Here is a 17,754-nt window from a genome sequence, read left to right as displayed (position 1 = left end):
GCCGTCGCACGCGCGGGCGAGGCTGTCGCTACAGTCGACGCACACCCCCGGAGTCCGCCATGCAGACCTCCCGCAACGATCCCGCCGCGCGACGCTGGTTCGGTCGCAGCTACGCCGACCTGCGCGAAGCCGAAAAGCGCGCACTCGAGCACGCCATCGAGCGGCGCCTGCTCAGCACCAACACCAACGATGCGTTCGCGGGCCGCCTGACCTTCGGCGATCGCCTGGCCGACCGCGTGGCGCAGTTCGGCGGCTCGTGGACCTTCATCATCATCTTCGCGATGACGCTCGCGGCGTGGGTGCTGGTCAATACCGGGTTGCTGCTGCGCGCGTTCGACCCGTACCCCTTCATCTTCCTCAACCTCATCCTGTCGATGCTGGCCGCGGTGCAGGCACCGATCATCATGATGAGCCAGAACCGGCAGGGCGCGAAGGACCGGCTCGACGCCGAGCACGACTACGCGGTCAACCTCAAGGCCGAGATGGAGATCATGGCGCTGCACGAGAAACTCGATGCGATGCGCGACGCGCAACTCGCCGATCTGCTCAAGCGCCAGGAAGAACAACTGGTGATGATCCGCGAGATCGTGCAGCGGCTCGACTCGCGCGCAAACGACGCGACCTGATCGTCGATCAGAACAGCCAGCGCACGTTCGCCTGCACCTGAAGTTCGCGCTGGCGTGGGTCGAGGCCATCGAGGCGACGCTGGTTGCGCACGCTGTCGATGTGCAGCACTTCACCGGTCACGCGCCAGCGGTCGTCGGGACGCCAATTCAGTGCGAGCGTGATCGCATGCCCGTGTTCGTCCCTCGCGACGGGCCCGCCACCCGGCGTCTGCTTCGACTGGAACAGGTCGAGCCGCGCAGCCGGCCGCCACACGCCGGCATCGCGCGCAGCCATCAGGTAACCCGAGGCGAAGCGTGTGTCGAACTGCAGCGCCGGCACCGGCTCGATGATCGTGCTGCCGCGCATGGCCTGGGCGATGATGAGCGTGTCGTTCCAGCGATGCTGCGCGCCAAGACTCCAGAAGCGCGTGCGCCAGGCGTAGAGGTCGCGGCCGGCGTAGTCGACTTCACGCGCGGGATCGGCGCGGTTGTCGTAGACGAGTGCGGTGAGGCGACCCTGCGCCGGCGTCTGCCAGTCGATCGACGCATAGCCACCGATGCGGTGGTCCATTTCGATGTACGGGCGGAAACGCACCGGCGCAGCGCCGCCAAATGCCGACGCGACCGAATCGGGTTCACGCAGGCTGCCGTCGAACCCCGAGACGATGTCGTGCATCGCCCAGCCGCGCGTGGCAAGCAGTTCGCCGGCCGGATCGTTCTTCTGGAACACCGCGAGATTGGCGGTGAGCGTGCCGCGCGCAGCGCGATGCTCGACGCGGCCTTCGACGCCGAGTGCGCGCAGCTCCTCGCCCACCCACGTGTTCATCGCCGACGGCGTCAACGTGTACGGGCTGGTCCAGCCGATCGCGTCGTTCTCCAGCGAGACCGGCGGAAAGAACAGGCCGGCTTTCACCGAGCCGCGCCATGCGCTGGTCGACACCGGCCGCCAGCGAAGCCAGGCATCGATCACGTCGAAGGGCTTGCGCGATTCCGGTGCGTAGCGCGCTTCCGCCGACGCGAGCAACGTCGGCGCAACCTGCCAGGTCGCGAGCAATGCGCCATGCACATCGAAGGCGCCGCCATGCGCGCCGAGCCGCGCCTTGCCGAGGCCGCCTTCGAACGTGTTCGCGCTGTCGGTGTCGACCGCGCCGACGCGTGCGTCGACCACGCCGTGCACCTGCAGGGCCTGCGCATGCGCGCTGCAGCTCGACGCTGTCGCGATCAGCGCGGCAAGGACGCGTTTCATGCCGTCGCTCCGTGACCATGCGTCGCGACGAACGCATCGAACGCGCGCGCATCCATCGGCCGCGCGATCAGGAAACCCTGCGCGTGGTCGCAGCCAATGCTGGCGAGATAGTCGAGCGCGGCCGGGTCTTCGACGCCTTCGGCAGTGACGTGGTAACCGAGCGCATGCGCGAGGTCGACGATCGACTTCACGATCATGCGGTCCTCGCGCGACGTCGCCAGCGGCGAGATGAACGCGCGATCGATCTTCAGCTCGCGCACCGGCAGGCGGCGCAGATAGGCGAACGACGACTGGCCGACACCGAAGTCGTCGATCGACAACGCGATGCCCTGGTCGGCGAGGCGATGCAACACCGGCAACGCGGCGTCGGGATCGCGCATCAGCGCGCTCTCGGTGATCTCCAGCACGATGCAGTCGGGCGACACACCGTGCGTGCCGAGCAGCGCGGCGATGCGACGCGGCAGGTCGGCGTCCTCGAGATCGCGTGCGGATACGTTCATCGCCACGCGCACGCCCCGGCCGTCGTTCTGCCAGCGACTGGTCTGCGCGATGCCGGCGTCGAGCACCCAGCGCGTGAGCCGGCGGATGTTGCCGGTTTCCTCGGCGAGACCGACGAACATGTCGGGCGCCAGCGGACCGCGCTCGGGATGCGACCAGCGCACCAGGCCTTCCGCGCCGTCGATGCGGCCACTCGCCAGGTGCAGTTTCGGCTGGTAATGCAGCGCGAGCGCGTCACCGCCGAGCGCGCGTTGCAGGTCGCCCATCAGCGACAGGCGTTCGGGCCGATGCGGATCGGTCGCGGCGTCGTACACCGCGACCGGCTCGTCCGCGCCCAGCGCGGCGATCAGCGCGACGTCGGCGCGGCGCAACAGCGTCGCCGCGTCGCGGCCGTGCACCGGCGACAGCGCGAGGCCGACCGCGGGTGCAAGGTCGAGCCGCAGGTCGGCTTCGCGATACGGATCGGACAGCACGTCGATCAGGCGCAGCGCGAGCGAATGTGCGTCGTGTCGCGTCGCGCCGGGCACGAACACCGCGAACTGGCTGTCGGTAACGCGCGCGACCAAGCCGGCTCCGACCGGCGCGCGCAGGCGTTGCGCGACCGCATGCATCAGCCGATCGCCGACGCCGTGCCCGAGCGTCTTGACGATCGCCGGCGCGCGTTCGAGACCGACCATCAACAACGCGGCATCGCCGTCGCCGGCATCGTCGAGTGCGCGCTGGATCGCGGTTTCCGCGGCGCCGCGATTGGCGACGCCGGTGACGGGATCGTGCGTGGCCTGGTGGACGATGTGCGCCTCGCGTTCGCGGATCGCCTGCGTCATCGAATCGAACGCGGCGGCGAGCGCACCGATCTCATCGTCGCGCGCGGGCGCGTCGACCGGTGCGTAGTCGCCGGCTTCGATGCGGCGTGCGGAGGCGGCGAGGCGTTCCACGGGTCGCGACACGCCGCGCGCGATCAGCCACGCACCGGCCAGGCCGACCGCGAGCCCGAACCCGAGCAGGCCGGCCCAGGCGATCGCGACCGCGCGATACGGCTGCAACGCGGCATCGACCGAATAGCCGAGCACCGCGGCGACCGGCGCGCTGTTGCGCGAATGATCGAGCATCACCGCCTGCACGACGTATTCGCGGTCGTCGAGCGTGGTGAGTTCCGGCGTCGTCGGCAGCGTGCCGCCGTGCGCGGCGAGCGCGGACGTCAGCGCGCCTTGCCCGCTGCCATGCGCGATCGCATGCCAGCGTCCGCCATCGCGCGTGGCGAGTTCGACTTCCTTCGGCAACGCCGACTGCGCCTGCAGTCGCACGAGCAACGCGTCGTCGACCGGAATCGCCGCGGCGATGAAGCCGACGAGGTCGGGTGCGAACACCGGCACGACGACCATCCAGTTCGCGCGGCCGTTCGCGGCGACGACCGCCGATGCCGGCCGTTGCGGTGCGCGTTCGACCAGGTCGGCGTACGGAAACGGCGCGCCTTCGGCGATGCGCCCGGCGGTGTCGGCTTCGACGCGCCCGTCGAGACCCACCAGCAGCATCTGCGTGGCGCCCACGCGTCGCCCGTGGTTGCGTAGTGCCGACAGCACGGTGTCGCGGTCGCGCTGGGCGATCGCCGAACGCAATGCGAAATCGAGCGACAGCACCTGCACGCTCGACGCCACGTGCGCGGACAGGTCGTCGAGCTGGCGCGCGAAGGCGCCGGAGGCGACGTCGAGCTGGCGACGGCCTTCGTCGATCAGCGCGTGCCGCGTCACGCCGTAGACGAGACCGGCGGTCAGCGCCTGCACCGCGATCAGGATCGCGACGAGGAACAGCGCGAGGCGCGTGCGGAACGTCATCGCTCAGTACCGCGTGCGCTCGCGGTCGAACTGGTAGCGCAGGTCGGGCAGCAACGTAAGCGAGAACGGCACCCGCCGGCTGTCCGTCGCGCCGAGCACCACGCCGTCCTGCACCAGGTCCGGTTTCGCGGGCGGCAGTCGCGGATGCCAGACGCGCACGTCGTACGCGCCGGCCGGTAGATCGGCGAACACGACATGGCCGTTCGCGCCGGTGCGCGCCGTCCACGGCGCGTCGGTGACGTAGAGGTAGGCGATCATGCCGTCGTGGATGTTGCAGCCCACGGCGACCACGCCGGTGCGCGGCAGCTTCACCGGCGGCGCGGCGTCGTGCGGCGCGATGACGTATTCGAACTGCTTCACCGGCGAGAACGAATAGACGTGGTGGCGGGTGGTGTCGCTATTGCGGAACACCACCGAATCGCCCGGCCGCGCGACTTCCACGTACGGGCTGAACATCAGGTCCTTCTGGTCGATCGAATGCGTCGACGGCGCGCCGGGTTTCGGCCCCGCGCCATCGCGACGCAGCAGCGTGACCACCGCATCGCCCACGGGCTTGCCCTGGCGATCGGTGATGTCGACGGCGACCTGCGCCGCCATCGCCTGCCCGCACGCGAGCACCGCCAGCAGCGCGCCGCAACCTGCTCGTATCCGCATGCCGTCCCCTCCGGCGTCGCTTCGGGCCGTGGCCCGTATCCAGCCTACACCGGCGGCCCGTGGGCCAGAGGTGCTCCATCTGGTCGTTGTCGACCGCAGCGGCGGAAGCTTGATCGACACGTCGTTCATCAAGGCGGTTTCGAGTGGCCCATCGCATCGCGGCGCGGCGCGATCGGCCGCCCTCAGCGGCGCTCGCCCGCCATCGGCAGGCCCAGCGGACGACGCGTCGCGTCCAGGCCCAGCCCGTACATCAGCGAGCGCGCGATGCGTTGCGCATGTTCGATGAATCGCTCGGCCTGCGCGGGCGTGAGTTGCTCGCGGGCGGTCGACTCCCACAGCGCCAGCCAGTCAGCAAAGTGCGACGCCTCGATCGGGTGTGGGCGGTGCATGGCCATCGGCTGCCCGCGATAGCGCCCGGTCTTGAGCTCGATCGACGACCAGAAGTCGACCAGCGTCGCCTTGTGCGCGGCCCAGTCGTCGACGGCGGGCGCGAATACCGGCCCGAGCGTCGGGTGCGCCTGCACGCGCTCGTAGAAGCGGTCGACGAGGCGGGCGATGTCGGCGTCGGTGAGCGGGGTGTCGGTCATGGCCGTGCCATTGCGGAGTGCGCGTAGTGTCGCCGGTTACCGCGACACCGCCGCTCGATACGCGCCAGGGCGACGATGCCTGCGATCGCCTTACGTCGCCGAAAACGCCGACTCGCGACTCGTCGTGGGCACGCAGCCCAGCGGAAAGCGCATGACCACGTCGGTGCCGTGGCCGACACCGCGACTGTCGATGCGGACGTCGCCGCCATGCAGCTGCAGGATGCTGGCGACCATGCTGAGGCCGAGGCCGAGGCCGGCGACGCTGCGCGCGGGTTCCTGCACGGGCTTGTAGAAGGGTTCGAACAGGTGCGGCAGGGTGTCGGCGCCGATGCCGATGCCGGTGTCGCGCACGGTGAGCCATGCGCAGTCGTCGCGCATTTCGAGCACGACGTCGACGCGGCCTTCGGGCGGCGTGCAGCGGATGCTGTTGTCGAGCACGTGGCCGAGCGCCTGCTGGATGCGGCGCTCCTCGCCCCAGACGTCCACCGCCACGGCGGGCATCTGCACATGCATGTCCAGTTCCGCATGCGACGCGCGCGGCGTGCGGTTGTGCACCACGTTGCTGACGATCTCGCGCAGGTCGAGCAGGCGCGGATGCAGGCGCGCCTGACCGGTGAGCAGCTTGCTGCCGTCGACGAGGTTCTCGATCAGCCGCGCCTGCCGCGCGAGCTGCTCGACGAAGACCTCGTGCAGGCGCGACTGCGCGGCGACGTCGCGTGCATCCTTGCGCAGGTGCAGCGAGGTGCGCATCGGCCCCAGCGTTTCGCCGAGTTCATGCGCGAGGCTGGTGAGGAATGCGTCCTTGCGCTCGTTGTCGCGACGCAGCTGTTCGAGCAGGCGCACGTTCGCCAGCGCGAGCGCGGCGGAATCGGCAAGCGCACGCAGCGCGGCCATCTCGAGTTCGGTGGCCTCGTGCTGCGTCGACCAGTACACGCCGAGCGCGCCGAGCGGCTTGTCGCGTGCGATCGGCGCCATCGCCATCGCCTGCACGAACGTCGCTTCGTACAGCGGGAGCGGAATGCGGGGATCCTGGCGGATGTCCGGGATCACCACCGATTCGCCGGTGGTGATGCACCAGCCGGAGATGCACGAATCCAGCGCGAAGTCCTGGCCCTTCCACAGGGCGCCGATCGCGTCCTCCTCGAGATAGCGACAGCGGCTGCCGTCGCGCATCACCACGGTGACGCCGTCCGCGCCGATGAGGTCGCGGGTGGAGCGCGCGAGGATGGACACGATGCTCTGCGCATCGATGCAGCCTGCGAGTCGCTGGACGATCCCCACCAGCGGAAAGTCGTGATTCATGCCGCCCTGCTCGGTTCCGCCGTTCTCATCGAACGGACGCTTCGATATACGAAGCGCCGCGTCGCGCATCCGTGAGGGCGATGCCCTGCATTCACCGGCGTCATTGCCAGGCGAAGCCGACGTCGGCTGCCGTCGACATCAGCTGAAGGATGCGCTGCAGCTCGGCGAAATCCGCCGGCTTGGCCATGTGGAAATCGAAGCCGGCCTCGCGCGTGCGCGCCTTGTCCTGCTCCTGGCTCCAGCCGGTGAGCGCGACCAGCCCGACCTGGCCGCCGGCCGGATGCGCGCGGATGCGGCGTGCGACTTCGTAGCCGTCCATGCCGGGCATGCCGATGTCGAGGAACACCGCGGTGGGCCGGTAGACGTCGAAGGCTTCGAGCGCTTCCGGCCCGCTGAACACGACGCGGTTCTGGATGTCGAGCGTCTGCAGCAGCAGGCCGAGCGTGTCGGCCGAATCGCGATTGTCGTCGACGACGAGCACGCGCAGGCCGCGTGAAAAGGGTTCGCGCTCGGGCAGGGACATGGGCGTGGCCTCGGGTGTGGCGTCGTCCGCCGCAGGGGCGAGCGGCAGGCGGATCTCGAAGGTGGAACCGCGGCCGGCGCCGTCGCTGCTGGCGGCCACGCGGCCGCCGTGCAGTTCCACCAGGCGCTTGACCAGCGCGAGGCCGACGCCGAGCCCGTCGTTCGCTTCGCTCGGGTTGCGCTTGCCCTGCACGAACGGGTCGAACACGTAGGGCAGCACGTCGGGTTCGATGCCGATGCCGTGGTCGCCGATCGCGACCAGCGCTTCGTCGTCGTCGCGCGCGATGCCGATGTCGATGCGCCCGCGCGGGCCGGAATACTTGGCCGCGTTGTTGAGCAGGTTGCTGAACACCTGCGCCATGCGTACGGGGTCGGCATCGACGATCAGGTCGTGCGCTTCGGTGTTGACGCGCACGTCGTGGCCCGCGCTCTCGAACAGCGGGCGGCTCAGCGCCATCGCGGCGTCGATCAGTTCGTCCAGCGGCGCGCGCTCGCGACGCAGCTCCATGGTGCCGCGCGTGAGGCGGGCGACGTCGATGAGGTCTTCGACCAGCCGGACCATGTGGTCGGTCTGGCGCTGCATGGTGTCGAGCAGCTGGCGTTCGGTGGGGCCGCCGAGGCCCAGCTCGCGCAGCATGTGCACGGCGTTGCGGATCGGTGCTAGCGGATTGCGCAGTTCGTGGCCGAGCATCGCGAGGAACTCGTCCTTGCGCTCGGCGGCGGTGGCGGCCTCGCTGCTGGCGCGCTCGAGCGCATCGAGCTGCGAACGGATCTGGTACTGGCGTTCGCGTGCACGCAGGGCCGCGCGCGCGGCGCTGGTGAGCGCGGCGATGCGCAGCGGACGATCGAGCAGCGTCGCGTTGCCGAGCTGTTCCAGCAGCATGCCGATCTGGTCGGAATCGATGGTCGCGCGCGCGACGACCAGCACCGGCAGGTCCGACCACGACGGCTGCGTCGCGATCGCCTGGCGCAGGGCGTTCATCGCGCCCATCGCCAGCCATTCCTCGCCGATCATGATCGCGCCCGAGCGCAGCAGCGACGACGGGTCGAGATCCTCGACACCGCTGCAGCGCCGCGTCGCGATGCCGGTGCGATTGAGGATGCGCGCGGTCAGCGCGGTATCGCGGGGCGTCGGCAGCAACAGGCTGATGTGCAGCCCGGGAATCGATCCACGCTCCATGCTCAGCTGGCCGCTCCGGCCCCGGCCGGCGGCGTGCGTTCCTGCGGCACGCCGGTGAGCACGCCCCGGAAATCGCGCAGCGGTTCGCCGATGACGAAGCCGCTCGTGGTCAGCCGCATCGGGCGGATCGTGCGTTCATGGCTGCCGGTGCGCTTCTTGAGCACCGAGATCGCCTGCTTCACTTCGCCGGCCGCTTCGAAGTAGCGCAGCAGCACCACGGAGTCGGCGAGGTAGCTCACGTCGACGCTGCTGGTCATCGTGCCGATCAGGCCGAGCTGCGCGCTGACCAGCACGGTCAGCACGTCCATCGATGCGAGGTAGGCCAGCAGCTCGTGCAGCTGCAGCATCATGTGCTCTTCTTCCGGCATCGCATTGAGATAGCCGTTGAGGCTGTCGATGACGATGACGCGCGAGCCGCGCACCTCCACCGCCTCGCGCACGAGCTGGGTGAATTCGCCCGGCGAGAACTCGGCCGGATCGACTGCCTGCACGTGCACCATGCCGTCGTCGATATACGACTCCAGCGGCATGCCCATGCCGGCCGAGCGCGTCAGTACCGACTGCAGGCTTTCGTCGAACGCGAACAGCGACGCGTGCTCGCCACGCTTGGCGGCGGTTTCCGCGATCAGCGTCGACAGCGACGACTTGCCGGTGCCGGCCGCGCCCACCAGCAGGGTGCTGGTGCCGCGGTCGATGCCGCCGCCGAGCAGCGCGTCCAGCGGTGGCGAGCCGGTCGGAACCGTTTCCTGTCCGCGCGGGCGGCGGAACTGCGATGCGATCAGGCGCGGGAACACGCGCAGGCCGCCGGTGTCGATGCGGTAGTCGTGATAGCCGCCGACGATGCGGCGCCCGCGGTACTTGCTGACGCGCACGCGGTGGCGGTCGCCACCGAAATTCGAGGGACTCGACGACAGGTGGATCACGCCGTGCACGATGGTGTGCACGTGCAGGCCCTGCTGGTCGGTACCGGCGTGGTCGAGCAGCAGCGTCGTGCACGACTGCCCGGCCAGCGCCTGCTTGAGCGAGAGCACGTGGCGGCGGTAGCGCAGCGCGGAGCCGGACAGCAGCCGCAGCTCGGCCAGCGAGTCGAACACCAGCCGCTGCGGCTGCGTCGCGCGCACCTTGTCGAGCACGCGCTGCGTGGTTTCGGCGAGTTCGATTTCCGACGGGTGGAACATCGTGTACGGCGCGTCACCGTCAAGATGTTCGTTGTTCTCGAGAAGCTCGAAGATCTCGATGCCGTCGAGCGACCACCCGTGCGAATCGGCCATCTCCCGCAGTTCGTCGATCGTTTCCGACAAGGTGACGTAAAGCACCTTCTCGCCCCGCGCCACGCCTTCGCGCAGGAACTGCATGGCGAGCGTGGTCTTGCCGGCGCCGGGGACGCCCTCGACCAGGTACAGGCGATTGCGCGTGAAGCCACCGGCGAGGACGGTATCCAGACCCGGCACGCCGGAACTGATGGTGGGTTGCAGCGGGGCGGTTGTCGTCATGCGTTCGGCCTTTGGTCATGGGGACCAAGCAGCCGTGACCCCGTCTGCACAGTCGCTTGGGAAGATTCGGATCCACCGGCGGCGATCGGCATGCCGTGCGCGCGGACTGGAAAGACGGGGCGGCCCAGTATGCGGAGCCCTTCCGTAACGGCTAAAGGCCAGAACACGCGTTTTCCGTAAATTGCACGTAACATTTTCTTCACGTATTGCGAGGACGCGAGGTGCCATGAAAAATCTCGCTTTCCTTCGATTCCCCGGCGTCCTGCACATGCGCATGTCGAACGCGAGCGACGTCGCCGGCGGTCTGGCACGTGCGCCGCTGCCTCTTCTCTGGCTTGCGACGATCGCCGCGCCACTCGCCGCGTACGCGCTCGCGTCGATGGCATCGCCGGACGGTTTGCTGCGCGACGCGGTGACCGCCTTGTTCCTCGTCGGAATCGCGTTGATCGGCACGTCGGGTTCGGCGCTGCATGCGCTGGTCGCCGCGCTGCTGAGCTTCGTGCTGTACCGGGTCAAGATGGCGCACGACCCGTTGGCGATGCCGCTGTTCTCGAGCAACGACGTCGTCGTGCTCGCGGCGTTCGTGGGCTCGGCCGGGCTGGTCGCGTGGATCGCCGCCGGGCAGCGTCGCCTTGTGAAATCGCTCACGGTGCGCCAGGCCCACGGCTCGGTGCGTCGTGACCTTTGCGAGCGCCTGTCGGAAGCGCCGGACGAAGGCGGCGTGGTGCGCGCCGCGCTCGCGTTCCTCGAGACGTCGTTGCGCCGTCGCGCCGTGCTCTGGCTCGGCGAGCGCGCGTTCTATTCGGGCGACGCCGCCGACCTGCCGCGTCCGCCCGCGTCGCTCGACGGCCACGTGCAGCAGGGCGACTGGTTGTGGATCCCGCTCAACGGCGTGGATTCGCGCCTGGGCGCCGTCGGCGTCCAACGCGGCCCGCATCACACCGCGGCGGAAGAAGAACTGGCGTTGTCGCTGAGTTCGGACATCGCGCATTCGGTAGTGCGCGCGCGCCTGACTGGCGAGCTGCAGCAGGAACGCGTCGCCAACGAATCCGAGCGCCTGTGCACGGCGCTGCTCGCATCGGTCTCGCACGACCTGCGCACGCCGCTGACCACCATCATGGGCGCGGCGGAAAGCCTGCGTTCGTTCGGTGCGTCGCTGGATGCGGACGATCGCAGCGAACTGCTGTCGACGATCGAAGTCGAGGGCCGGCGCCTCGATCGCTACATCCAGAACCTGGTGGACGTCACTCGCATCGGCGACGGCCAGCTGTCGATGGACGTCGAAGCCACGACCATGGACGAGCTGATCGCCTCGGCCGCCGCGCGCCTGCGTCGCTACGACCCGGACGTGAAGCTCGACGTGCGCATCGACGCGGACGTGCCGCCGATCCGCGTGCACGCGGCGCTGATCGAGCAGGCGATCTTCAACGTGCTGCACAACGCGTCGAAGTTCTCACCTGATGGTGATGCGGTGGCGGTGCGCGCGTCCGTCGACGACGCCGACTCGGTGGTGATCGACGTGCTCGACGCCGGCCCGGGCATTCCGCGTGCGGAGCGCGAACGCGTGTTCGACATGTTCTATTCCGCCGACCGCGGCGATCCGGCGCGCGCCGGCACCGGCCTCGGCCTTGCGATCAGCCAGAGCATCGTGCGCGCGCACGGGGGCGAGGTCAGCGCACACGCGGGCCGCGATGGCGCCGGCACGCGCATGCGCCTGGTGATTCCGGTGGCGCCGGTCGGATGCGAGCCCTGCACGTGAGTGCGTCGGCCGTCGCCGCCAGTGCGCCCGCGCGCATCCTCGTGGTCGAGGATGAGCCGCAGATGCGCAAGTTCCTCGATATCAGCCTGAGTGCGCACGGCTACAACGTCGCGCTGGCCGATCGCGGCCGGCAGGGACTCGAGAGCCTCGCCCTGGAGGGCGCGGACCTGGTGATGATTGACCTGCACCTGCCCGATTCGAACGGCCGCGACCTGATCGAGGAACTGCGGCAGTGGTCGGACGTGCCGGTGCTCGTGCTCAGCGTCACCGACGACGAGGCCGCGAAGGTCGGCGCACTGGATGCGGGCGCCAACGACTACGTCACCAAACCGTTCGGCGTGCAGGAACTGCTCGCGCGCATCCGCGCGCTGCTGCGTGCGCCGCGCCTGGCGTCACCGCAACCGCTGGTGTTCGACGACGGCCTGCTGCGCGTCGACATCTCGCGGCGGCTCGTCGCCGTCGGCGGTGTGCCCGTGCAGCTCACGCGCAAGGAATACGCGCTGCTGGCGATGCTGATCCAGCACGCCGGTCGCGTCGTCACCCAGAAACAGCTGCTGCGCGAGCTGTGGGGGCCGACCTACGAAAACGACACGCACTACCTGCGCATCCTCGCCGGCCGCCTGCGCAACAAGCTGGGCGACGACGCGATGGCGCCGCGCTGGATCGCCACCGAGCCGCGCGTCGGCCTGCGCTTCATCCCGCAGTAGCGGTACCCGCTCGCGCGACCGGCGGACGTTTCGCCGATGACCGCGCGGCGTAGGCTTCCATGAACACGGACGTTGTGCACCGGAGGTCGCCATGAGCCAGCCGTCGGACGCTGTTCCCCGCACTCGCGCGGCGCGGTTGCGACGCCATACCGTCGCGCTGGTGCGCGCGGCGGCGGAAATCCTGCGGTCGGGCGACAGCACGCAATGGGCGTTCGCGACGCTCGCGCCGGCCGCGCTCGATGCACTCGGCTTGGCCCGCGTAAGCCTGTGGGAACGCACCGACGGCGATCGGCTGGAGTGCAAATCGGTCTGGCCGCCGGCATCCACGCATGTCGGGCTGGGCCGACGCGAAGCCACGCCGTCCGCCGCCGAACGCATGGCCGCCTACGAGCAGTTGAGCGGCGACGTACCGGGCTGGGCCGGCGAACTCGCGCAGCTGGGCACGCTCGCCCTGCTCGACGTGCCGGTGGTCGTCGGCGGCGCGTCGTGGGGCCGCATCGTGTTCGAATCGGCGACGACGCGGCCGTGGCATGCGGACGAACGCGCCACCGCGCGCCACTTCGCCGACGTGCTCGGCGTCGCGATCGAACGTGAGCGGCGGCGCGAGGCCGAAGCACGGCTCGAATACCTGCAGATGTATGACGACACCAGCGGCGTCGCCAATCGCGCGCTGTTCCTCGGCACGCTGCACCAGCGCCTGCGCCGAATGCACGACAGCGGCGACTGCCGTGGCGCCGCGCTGCTCTTCATCGATGTCGACCGCTTCCATTCGGTCAACGAATTCTTCGGCGAGGCCGGCGGCAACCGCGCGTTGGCCACGCTTGCCGTGCGACTCAACGCGAACACGCCGGAGGACGCGACGATCGGCCGTCTCGAAAGCGACGTGTTCGGCGTACTGCTGCCGCGGCCCGGGCCGGAATGGCACGTCACCACGCGGGCCGATGCATTGCTGCAGGCGATCGCCGAACCCATCGTGCAGGACGGCCGCAGCTGGGAAGCGAGCGCGAGCATCGGTATCGCGTTCGCGCGCGCGGTGCCGTCGTTCAGCGTCGAGGAATGGGTGCGCGACGCCGACATGGCGAGCAAGGCGGCCAAGCAGGCCGGTCGCAACCGCGTCGAGATCTACGACCCGGACCAGCACCAGAGCCTGATGCAACGGCTCGCGATCGAGCGCGGACTGCGCGAAGCACTGCGCGAGGACCGCATCGAAGTCGCGTACCAGGCGGAATACGACCTGGAAACGGGCGAGGTCGTCGGTGCGGAAGCGCTCGCGCGCTGGCGTCATCCCGATGGCCGCCTGATCGCGGCGGGCGAATTCATCGAGGTCGCGGAATCCACCGGCCTCATCGAGCCGATCGGCCACCACGTGCTTCAGCACGCATGTCGCGCGGCGGCGCAGTGGCCGCGTCGCCCGGATGGCTCGACCCGCACGGTGCGGGTGAATCTGTCGGCGCGGCAGTTCGCCGGCGACGGCCTGCGTCGCGAGGTCGAACGCGCGCTTGCGGACGGCGGGCTCGACCCCGGCAGCCTGTGCCTGGAGATCACCGAGACCACGGTGATGGCGAAAGCCGAGGAAGCGCTTGACCACCTGCGCCAGCTCAAGGCGCTCGGCGTCTGCCTCGCCATCGATGATTTCGGCACCGGCTATTCGTCGCTGTCCTACCTCAAGCGGTTTCCGGTGGATGCGCTCAAGCTCGACAAGACCATGGTCGACGACGTCGAGTCCGACGAAACCGTGCGCGTGATCCTGCAGGCGATCCAGACACTCGCCGGCAGCCTCGGCCTCGATGTCGTGGTCGAAGGCGTGGAATCCGAGATCCAGAAGTCGACGCTGCAACGCATGGGCATCCGCCGCGTGCAGGGCTTCCTGCTCGCCCGGCCCGAATCGGGCGTCGAGTTCATGCAGCGCATCGCGGCCTAGCGATGCACCGCGGCGATCAGGTGACTTCCAGCACGTCCAGCCGCGCGATCGCCTTTTCGGTTTCGGCCTGCGCATTCGCCACGGCGACGGCGTCGTCCACCATGTTCGGGCACGCGCGCTTGTTCGGGCATACGGCCTGCACGTAGTCCGCATCGAAGGTGAGGCGGTCGACGAGGAAGTCGACAAACGCACGCACCTTCGGCGATTGCACGCGACCCTTCGGGAACACCGCATTGCAGTCGTGCTCGGGGCCGGTCCAGCCGGCAAGCACGTGGCGCACCAGCCCCTGCTCGACGAAGCTCTTGATGGTGACGTCGCTCGACAGCATCAGGCCTTCGCCGCACAGCAGCGCGCCGGTGAGAAACCCCGGATCGTTCGCGACCAGCACGGGATCCACGCGGTATTCGACGCTGCGTTCGCCATCCGACAACGGCCACACGTACGTGCCGTTGCGACGGAACTTGGTGAACGTGAGCGCGCGGTGGTGCTGCAGGTCATCGGGATGCAGCGGCTCGCCATGGCGCTCGATGTAAACGGGGCTCGCATACACCTGCGAGCGGAACGAGGCGAGCTTGCGCGCGACGAGGTTCGAATCGGGCAACGCGCCGACGCGCAGCGCGACGTCGATTTCCTTGTCGATCAGGTCCAGCGGCTCGTTGGTCAGGATCATCTCGACGCGCACTTCCGGATGCAGCGCATGGAACTCGCCGAGCAACGGCGCGATCCAGGCGATGCCGATCGAATACGGCGCGGTGATGCGCAGCCAGCCGCGCGGGCCGCCCTGCAACTGGCTCACCGCGCTTTCGGCTTCGTCGAGTTCGCGCGCGATGCGCTGGCAGTGTTCGAAGTAGACGTTGCCGGCTTCGGTCAGTCCCAGCTTGCGCGTGGTGCGGTGGAGCAGCTGCGCGCCGAGGCGCGTCTCCAGGTCCTGCACCTTGCGGCTGACGGTGGTCTTGGGCAGGCGCAACGCGCGCGCGGCCGAGACGAAACTGCCGTGCTCGACCACCTTCACGAAGACCAGGGTGTCGTTGAGGTCGCGGGACATGGGCCGCTCCTGGCGGGATCCGGGGAACGCAGGATCGCACGGGTCGGTCGGGATGACTGTCCCGATCGCGGGATAATCATTCCCCGAAGTCGTGGCTAATCAAAACGCGGGGAGGGGTCTAGCCTGCGCAGCCCCTGATCCGAGGCGTCCGCCATGACCGCCACGACTCCCCTGCGAATGCTGCTGACCGCGCTCCTGCTGATCGGCGCGGTGGCGGTGCTGACACTTGCCGCCACGCTGGCCCGCCACGTTGCCGGCGGCTCGCATGCAGGGCTGTGGCTGTTCGCCTGGTCGGCCGGTTTCGCCGTGCTGCTGCCGGTGCTGGTGACCGCCGCGGCGGTGGTCGCGCCGGTCGTGCGCCGCCACGCCTCGCGGATGGTCGTCCCGAATACGGGCTGGAAAATCCCGGGAGCGGGACAATGACGGCCGCCGTGCTGGTGCTGGGCGCGACCGGAACGGTCGGCCGCGCGGTGGTCGCCGCGGCGGTCGAGGCCGGGCGCCCGGTCATCGCGGTGGCCCGTGGCTGCAGCGGCCTGAAGGCGCTCGAGGTGGCGCATCCCACCGCCGACCTCACGCTGCTGCGTGCATCGGTGTCCGGCGATCGCGGCGCGGCCAAGCTGGTCGTGCAGCTGCGCAAGCTCGGACGCCCGGTCGATGCGGTGATCGTCGCGATGAAGGGCGGCATGGATCGGGGGCGCGTGCTCGATCTCGGCGTCGACGCGTTGCGCCATCGCCTCGACGAAGACCTGATCCCGCACGTCGTCGCCGCGCGCCACCTGCTGCCATGGCTGGAGTCGACCGGCGAGGCGACCCGCTACGTCGTTGTCGGCGGGCCGGGCAGCACGCGGCCATGGGCGGGCTACGGCCATCGCTCGGTCACCGCAGCGGCACTGCGAATGCTGGTGCGCGTGCTGCACGACGAAGCGCTGCCCGGTGGCGTGCGCGTGCAGATGCTGCATGTCGACGCACCGGCCTGCACCGACAACAACGCCGCGCACGCCTGCCCGCAGTGGCCGCGCGTGCGCGCGATCGGGACACAGGCGGTGGCCCTCGCCACTGCGCCGCGCGGCGTGCGCATCGCGCCGGTCATCGACTTCGACCACGCGCCACGACCACCGCCGCGACAGCCACCGCGCGATGCGGATATCGCCGACGCGCGCGCGCTTCTTGAATCACTCGCCGTTCCCCTTCCTCCGCAGGACACCTCTTCATGAGCCGAATGCACATGCTTTCCCGTAGCGTCGCGCTCGCCGTCGCGACCGCCGCGCTGCTCGCCGCCGCGGGCTGCAACAGTCGCGCGGAAACCGCGGCCGCGATGCCGCCGCCACCCGAAGTCAGCGTCGCCCGCGTGCTGACCAAACCCGTTGGCCAGTGGGACGAGTTCACCGGGCGCGTCACCGCGGTCGACACCGTCGAATTGCGTCCGCGCGTGAGTGGCTACGTCGATCGCGTCGCGTTCGCCGAAGGGCAGGACGTGCGACAGGGCGACCTGCTGTTCGTGATCGATCCGCGCCGCTACAAGGCGAATCTCGACCGCGCGCTCGCCGATCTCGACCGCGCGCGCAGCGAAGCGCGGCTGGCGCAGTCGCAGGATCGCCGCGCCAAGGAACTCGTCGCCGCGCAGGCGATCTCGCGCGAGGAGTTCGAAAGCCGGCGTGCACAGAGTGCGCAGGGCGATGCCTCGGTGCGCGCCGCCGAAGCCGCCGTCGCCACCGCGCGGCTCGAACTGCAGTACACGCAGGTGCGTGCGCCGATCACCGGGCGCGTCGGTCGCGCGATGGTCACCCGCGGCAACCTTGCGCAGGCCGACAGCACGCTGCTCACCACGGTCGTCTCCGTCGACCCCGTGCACATCTACTTCGACGCCGACGAACAGGCCTTCCTGCGCTACAAGCAACTCGAACGTGACGGCCGCGGCGGTGCGCAGAGCGCCGTGCACGTCGGGCTCGCGGACGAGAGCGGTTATCCGCACGACGGCCGACTCGATTTCGTCGACAACCAGGTCGATCCGCAGACCGGCACCATCCGCGCCCGCGCGGTGGTGACGAATGCCGATCGCCGGTTCACGCCCGGCCTGTTCGCGCGCGTGCAGTTGCAGGGCGGTACCGCGCAGAGCGCAATGCTCGTCGACGACAAGGCCGTGCTCACCGACCAGGACCGCAAGTACGTCTACGTGCTCGGCGCGCACAACACGGCCGAGCGTCGCGACGTCACGCTCGGTCGCGTGGTCGAGGGCCTGCGTGTGGTGACGACTGGTCTGAAACCCGACGACCGCGTGATCGTGAGCGGCGTGCAGAAGGTGTTCATGCCCGGCATGCCGGTCGCGCCGAAGAACGTCGCGATGGGCGCATCGCCGCCGACACAGGCGCTCGCCGCGAAGTAGCCGTTCCGCACCGCAGTTGA

General features: G+C 69.5%; 15 protein-coding genes. 7 read left to right on the top strand and 8 right to left on the bottom strand.

The genetic code is table 11. The features are described 5' to 3' along the window. The first annotated feature begins 59 nt into the window (after positions 1–59). Positions 60–626, top strand: a complete 567-nt coding sequence (locus ACKTTN_RS03140; RefSeq protein ID WP_407908416.1) for a DUF1003 domain-containing protein — start codon at positions 60–62, stop codon at positions 624–626. A 7-nt stretch (positions 627–633) separates the two neighbouring features. Here ACKTTN_RS03140 and ACKTTN_RS03135 read toward each other — a convergent pair whose 3' ends face one another. From ACKTTN_RS03135 to ACKTTN_RS03105, 7 genes are all read right to left on the bottom strand, one after another. Beyond that, complete coding sequence (locus ACKTTN_RS03135) at positions 634–1,851, bottom strand: hypothetical protein (protein WP_407908415.1); 1,218 nt, start codon at positions 1,849–1,851, stop codon at positions 634–636. After that, positions 1,848–4,181 carry a putative bifunctional diguanylate cyclase/phosphodiesterase gene (locus ACKTTN_RS03130; protein ID WP_407908414.1) on the bottom strand — a complete coding sequence of 778 codons (2,334 nt, stop codon included), beginning with the start codon at positions 4,179–4,181 and terminating at the stop codon, positions 1,848–1,850. The genes ACKTTN_RS03135 and ACKTTN_RS03130 overlap by 4 nt, the downstream gene beginning before the upstream one ends. Before the next feature lie 3 nt (positions 4,182–4,184). Next, the gene (locus ACKTTN_RS03125; RefSeq protein ID WP_407908413.1) at positions 4,185–4,835 is read right to left on the bottom strand and encodes a carboxypeptidase regulatory-like domain-containing protein; all 651 of its coding nucleotides are present in this window, start codon (positions 4,833–4,835) and stop codon (positions 4,185–4,187) included. 182 nt (positions 4,836–5,017) lie between these two features. Continuing rightward, on the bottom strand, positions 5,018–5,422 hold the full coding sequence (locus tag ACKTTN_RS03120) for a group III truncated hemoglobin (protein WP_407908412.1): 405 nt from the start codon (positions 5,420–5,422) through the stop codon (positions 5,018–5,020). A 90-nt stretch (positions 5,423–5,512) separates the two neighbouring features. Next, positions 5,513–6,724, bottom strand: coding sequence for a GAF domain-containing sensor histidine kinase (locus ACKTTN_RS03115; RefSeq protein ID WP_407908411.1), 1,212 nt, complete (start codon positions 6,722–6,724; stop codon positions 5,513–5,515). A 100-nt stretch (positions 6,725–6,824) separates the two neighbouring features. Then, the gene (locus ACKTTN_RS03110) at positions 6,825–8,426 is read right to left on the bottom strand and encodes a hybrid sensor histidine kinase/response regulator (protein ID WP_407908410.1); all 1,602 of its coding nucleotides are present in this window, start codon (positions 8,424–8,426) and stop codon (positions 6,825–6,827) included. Positions 8,427–8,428: 2 nt separating this feature from the next. Continuing rightward, positions 8,429–9,919 carry an ATPase domain-containing protein gene (locus tag ACKTTN_RS03105; protein ID WP_407908409.1) on the bottom strand — a complete coding sequence of 497 codons (1,491 nt, stop codon included), beginning with the start codon at positions 9,917–9,919 and terminating at the stop codon, positions 8,429–8,431. Positions 9,920–10,145: 226 nt separating this feature from the next. Between ACKTTN_RS03105 and ACKTTN_RS03100 the strand changes: the two genes are divergently transcribed. The 3 genes from ACKTTN_RS03100 to ACKTTN_RS03090 all read left to right on the top strand — a co-directional run bounded on the left by ACKTTN_RS03100 (position 10,146) and on the right by ACKTTN_RS03090 (position 14,306). Continuing rightward, the gene (locus ACKTTN_RS03100; protein ID WP_407908408.1) at positions 10,146–11,678 is read left to right on the top strand and encodes a sensor histidine kinase; all 1,533 of its coding nucleotides are present in this window, start codon (positions 10,146–10,148) and stop codon (positions 11,676–11,678) included. Further along, positions 11,660–12,385 carry a response regulator gene (locus tag ACKTTN_RS03095; protein ID WP_407908407.1) on the top strand — a complete coding sequence of 242 codons (726 nt, stop codon included), beginning with the start codon at positions 11,660–11,662 and terminating at the stop codon, positions 12,383–12,385. The genes ACKTTN_RS03100 and ACKTTN_RS03095 overlap by 19 nt, the downstream gene beginning before the upstream one ends. Positions 12,386–12,476: 91 nt before the next feature. After that, on the top strand, positions 12,477–14,306 hold the full coding sequence (locus ACKTTN_RS03090) for a putative bifunctional diguanylate cyclase/phosphodiesterase (protein ID WP_407908406.1): 1,830 nt from the start codon (positions 12,477–12,479) through the stop codon (positions 14,304–14,306). 16 nt (positions 14,307–14,322) lie between these two features. Here ACKTTN_RS03090 and ACKTTN_RS03085 read toward each other — a convergent pair whose 3' ends face one another. Further along, positions 14,323–15,351, bottom strand: a complete 1,029-nt coding sequence (locus ACKTTN_RS03085) for a LysR family transcriptional regulator (protein ID WP_407908405.1) — start codon at positions 15,349–15,351, stop codon at positions 14,323–14,325. Positions 15,352–15,504: 153 nt separating this feature from the next. On the opposite strand from ACKTTN_RS03085, the gene ACKTTN_RS03080 reads away from it, so the two are divergent. The 3 genes from ACKTTN_RS03080 to ACKTTN_RS03070 are packed head-to-tail and all read left to right on the top strand — an operon-like array spanning position 15,505 to position 17,734. Further along, positions 15,505–15,774, top strand: a complete 270-nt coding sequence (locus ACKTTN_RS03080; protein ID WP_407908404.1) for a hypothetical protein — start codon at positions 15,505–15,507, stop codon at positions 15,772–15,774. Then, positions 15,771–16,565 carry an SDR family NAD(P)-dependent oxidoreductase gene (locus ACKTTN_RS03075; protein WP_407908403.1) on the top strand — a complete coding sequence of 265 codons (795 nt, stop codon included), beginning with the start codon at positions 15,771–15,773 and terminating at the stop codon, positions 16,563–16,565. Before ACKTTN_RS03080 ends, ACKTTN_RS03075 begins: the two co-directional genes overlap by 4 nt. Further along, positions 16,562–17,734: an efflux RND transporter periplasmic adaptor subunit gene (locus ACKTTN_RS03070; RefSeq protein ID WP_407908402.1), complete on the top strand. Its 1,173-nt coding sequence runs from the start codon at positions 16,562–16,564 to the stop codon at positions 17,732–17,734. The genes ACKTTN_RS03075 and ACKTTN_RS03070 overlap by 4 nt, the downstream gene beginning before the upstream one ends. Positions 17,735–17,754: the final 20 nt, after the last annotated feature.

Source organism: Lysobacter claricitrinus (assembly GCF_045866565.1).
GTDB lineage: Bacteria > Pseudomonadota > Gammaproteobacteria > Xanthomonadales > Xanthomonadaceae > Cognatilysobacter > Cognatilysobacter claricitrinus.
The sequence above is the reverse complement of the archived record's forward strand: the minus strand, read 5'-3'. Positions and strand labels throughout refer to the sequence as shown.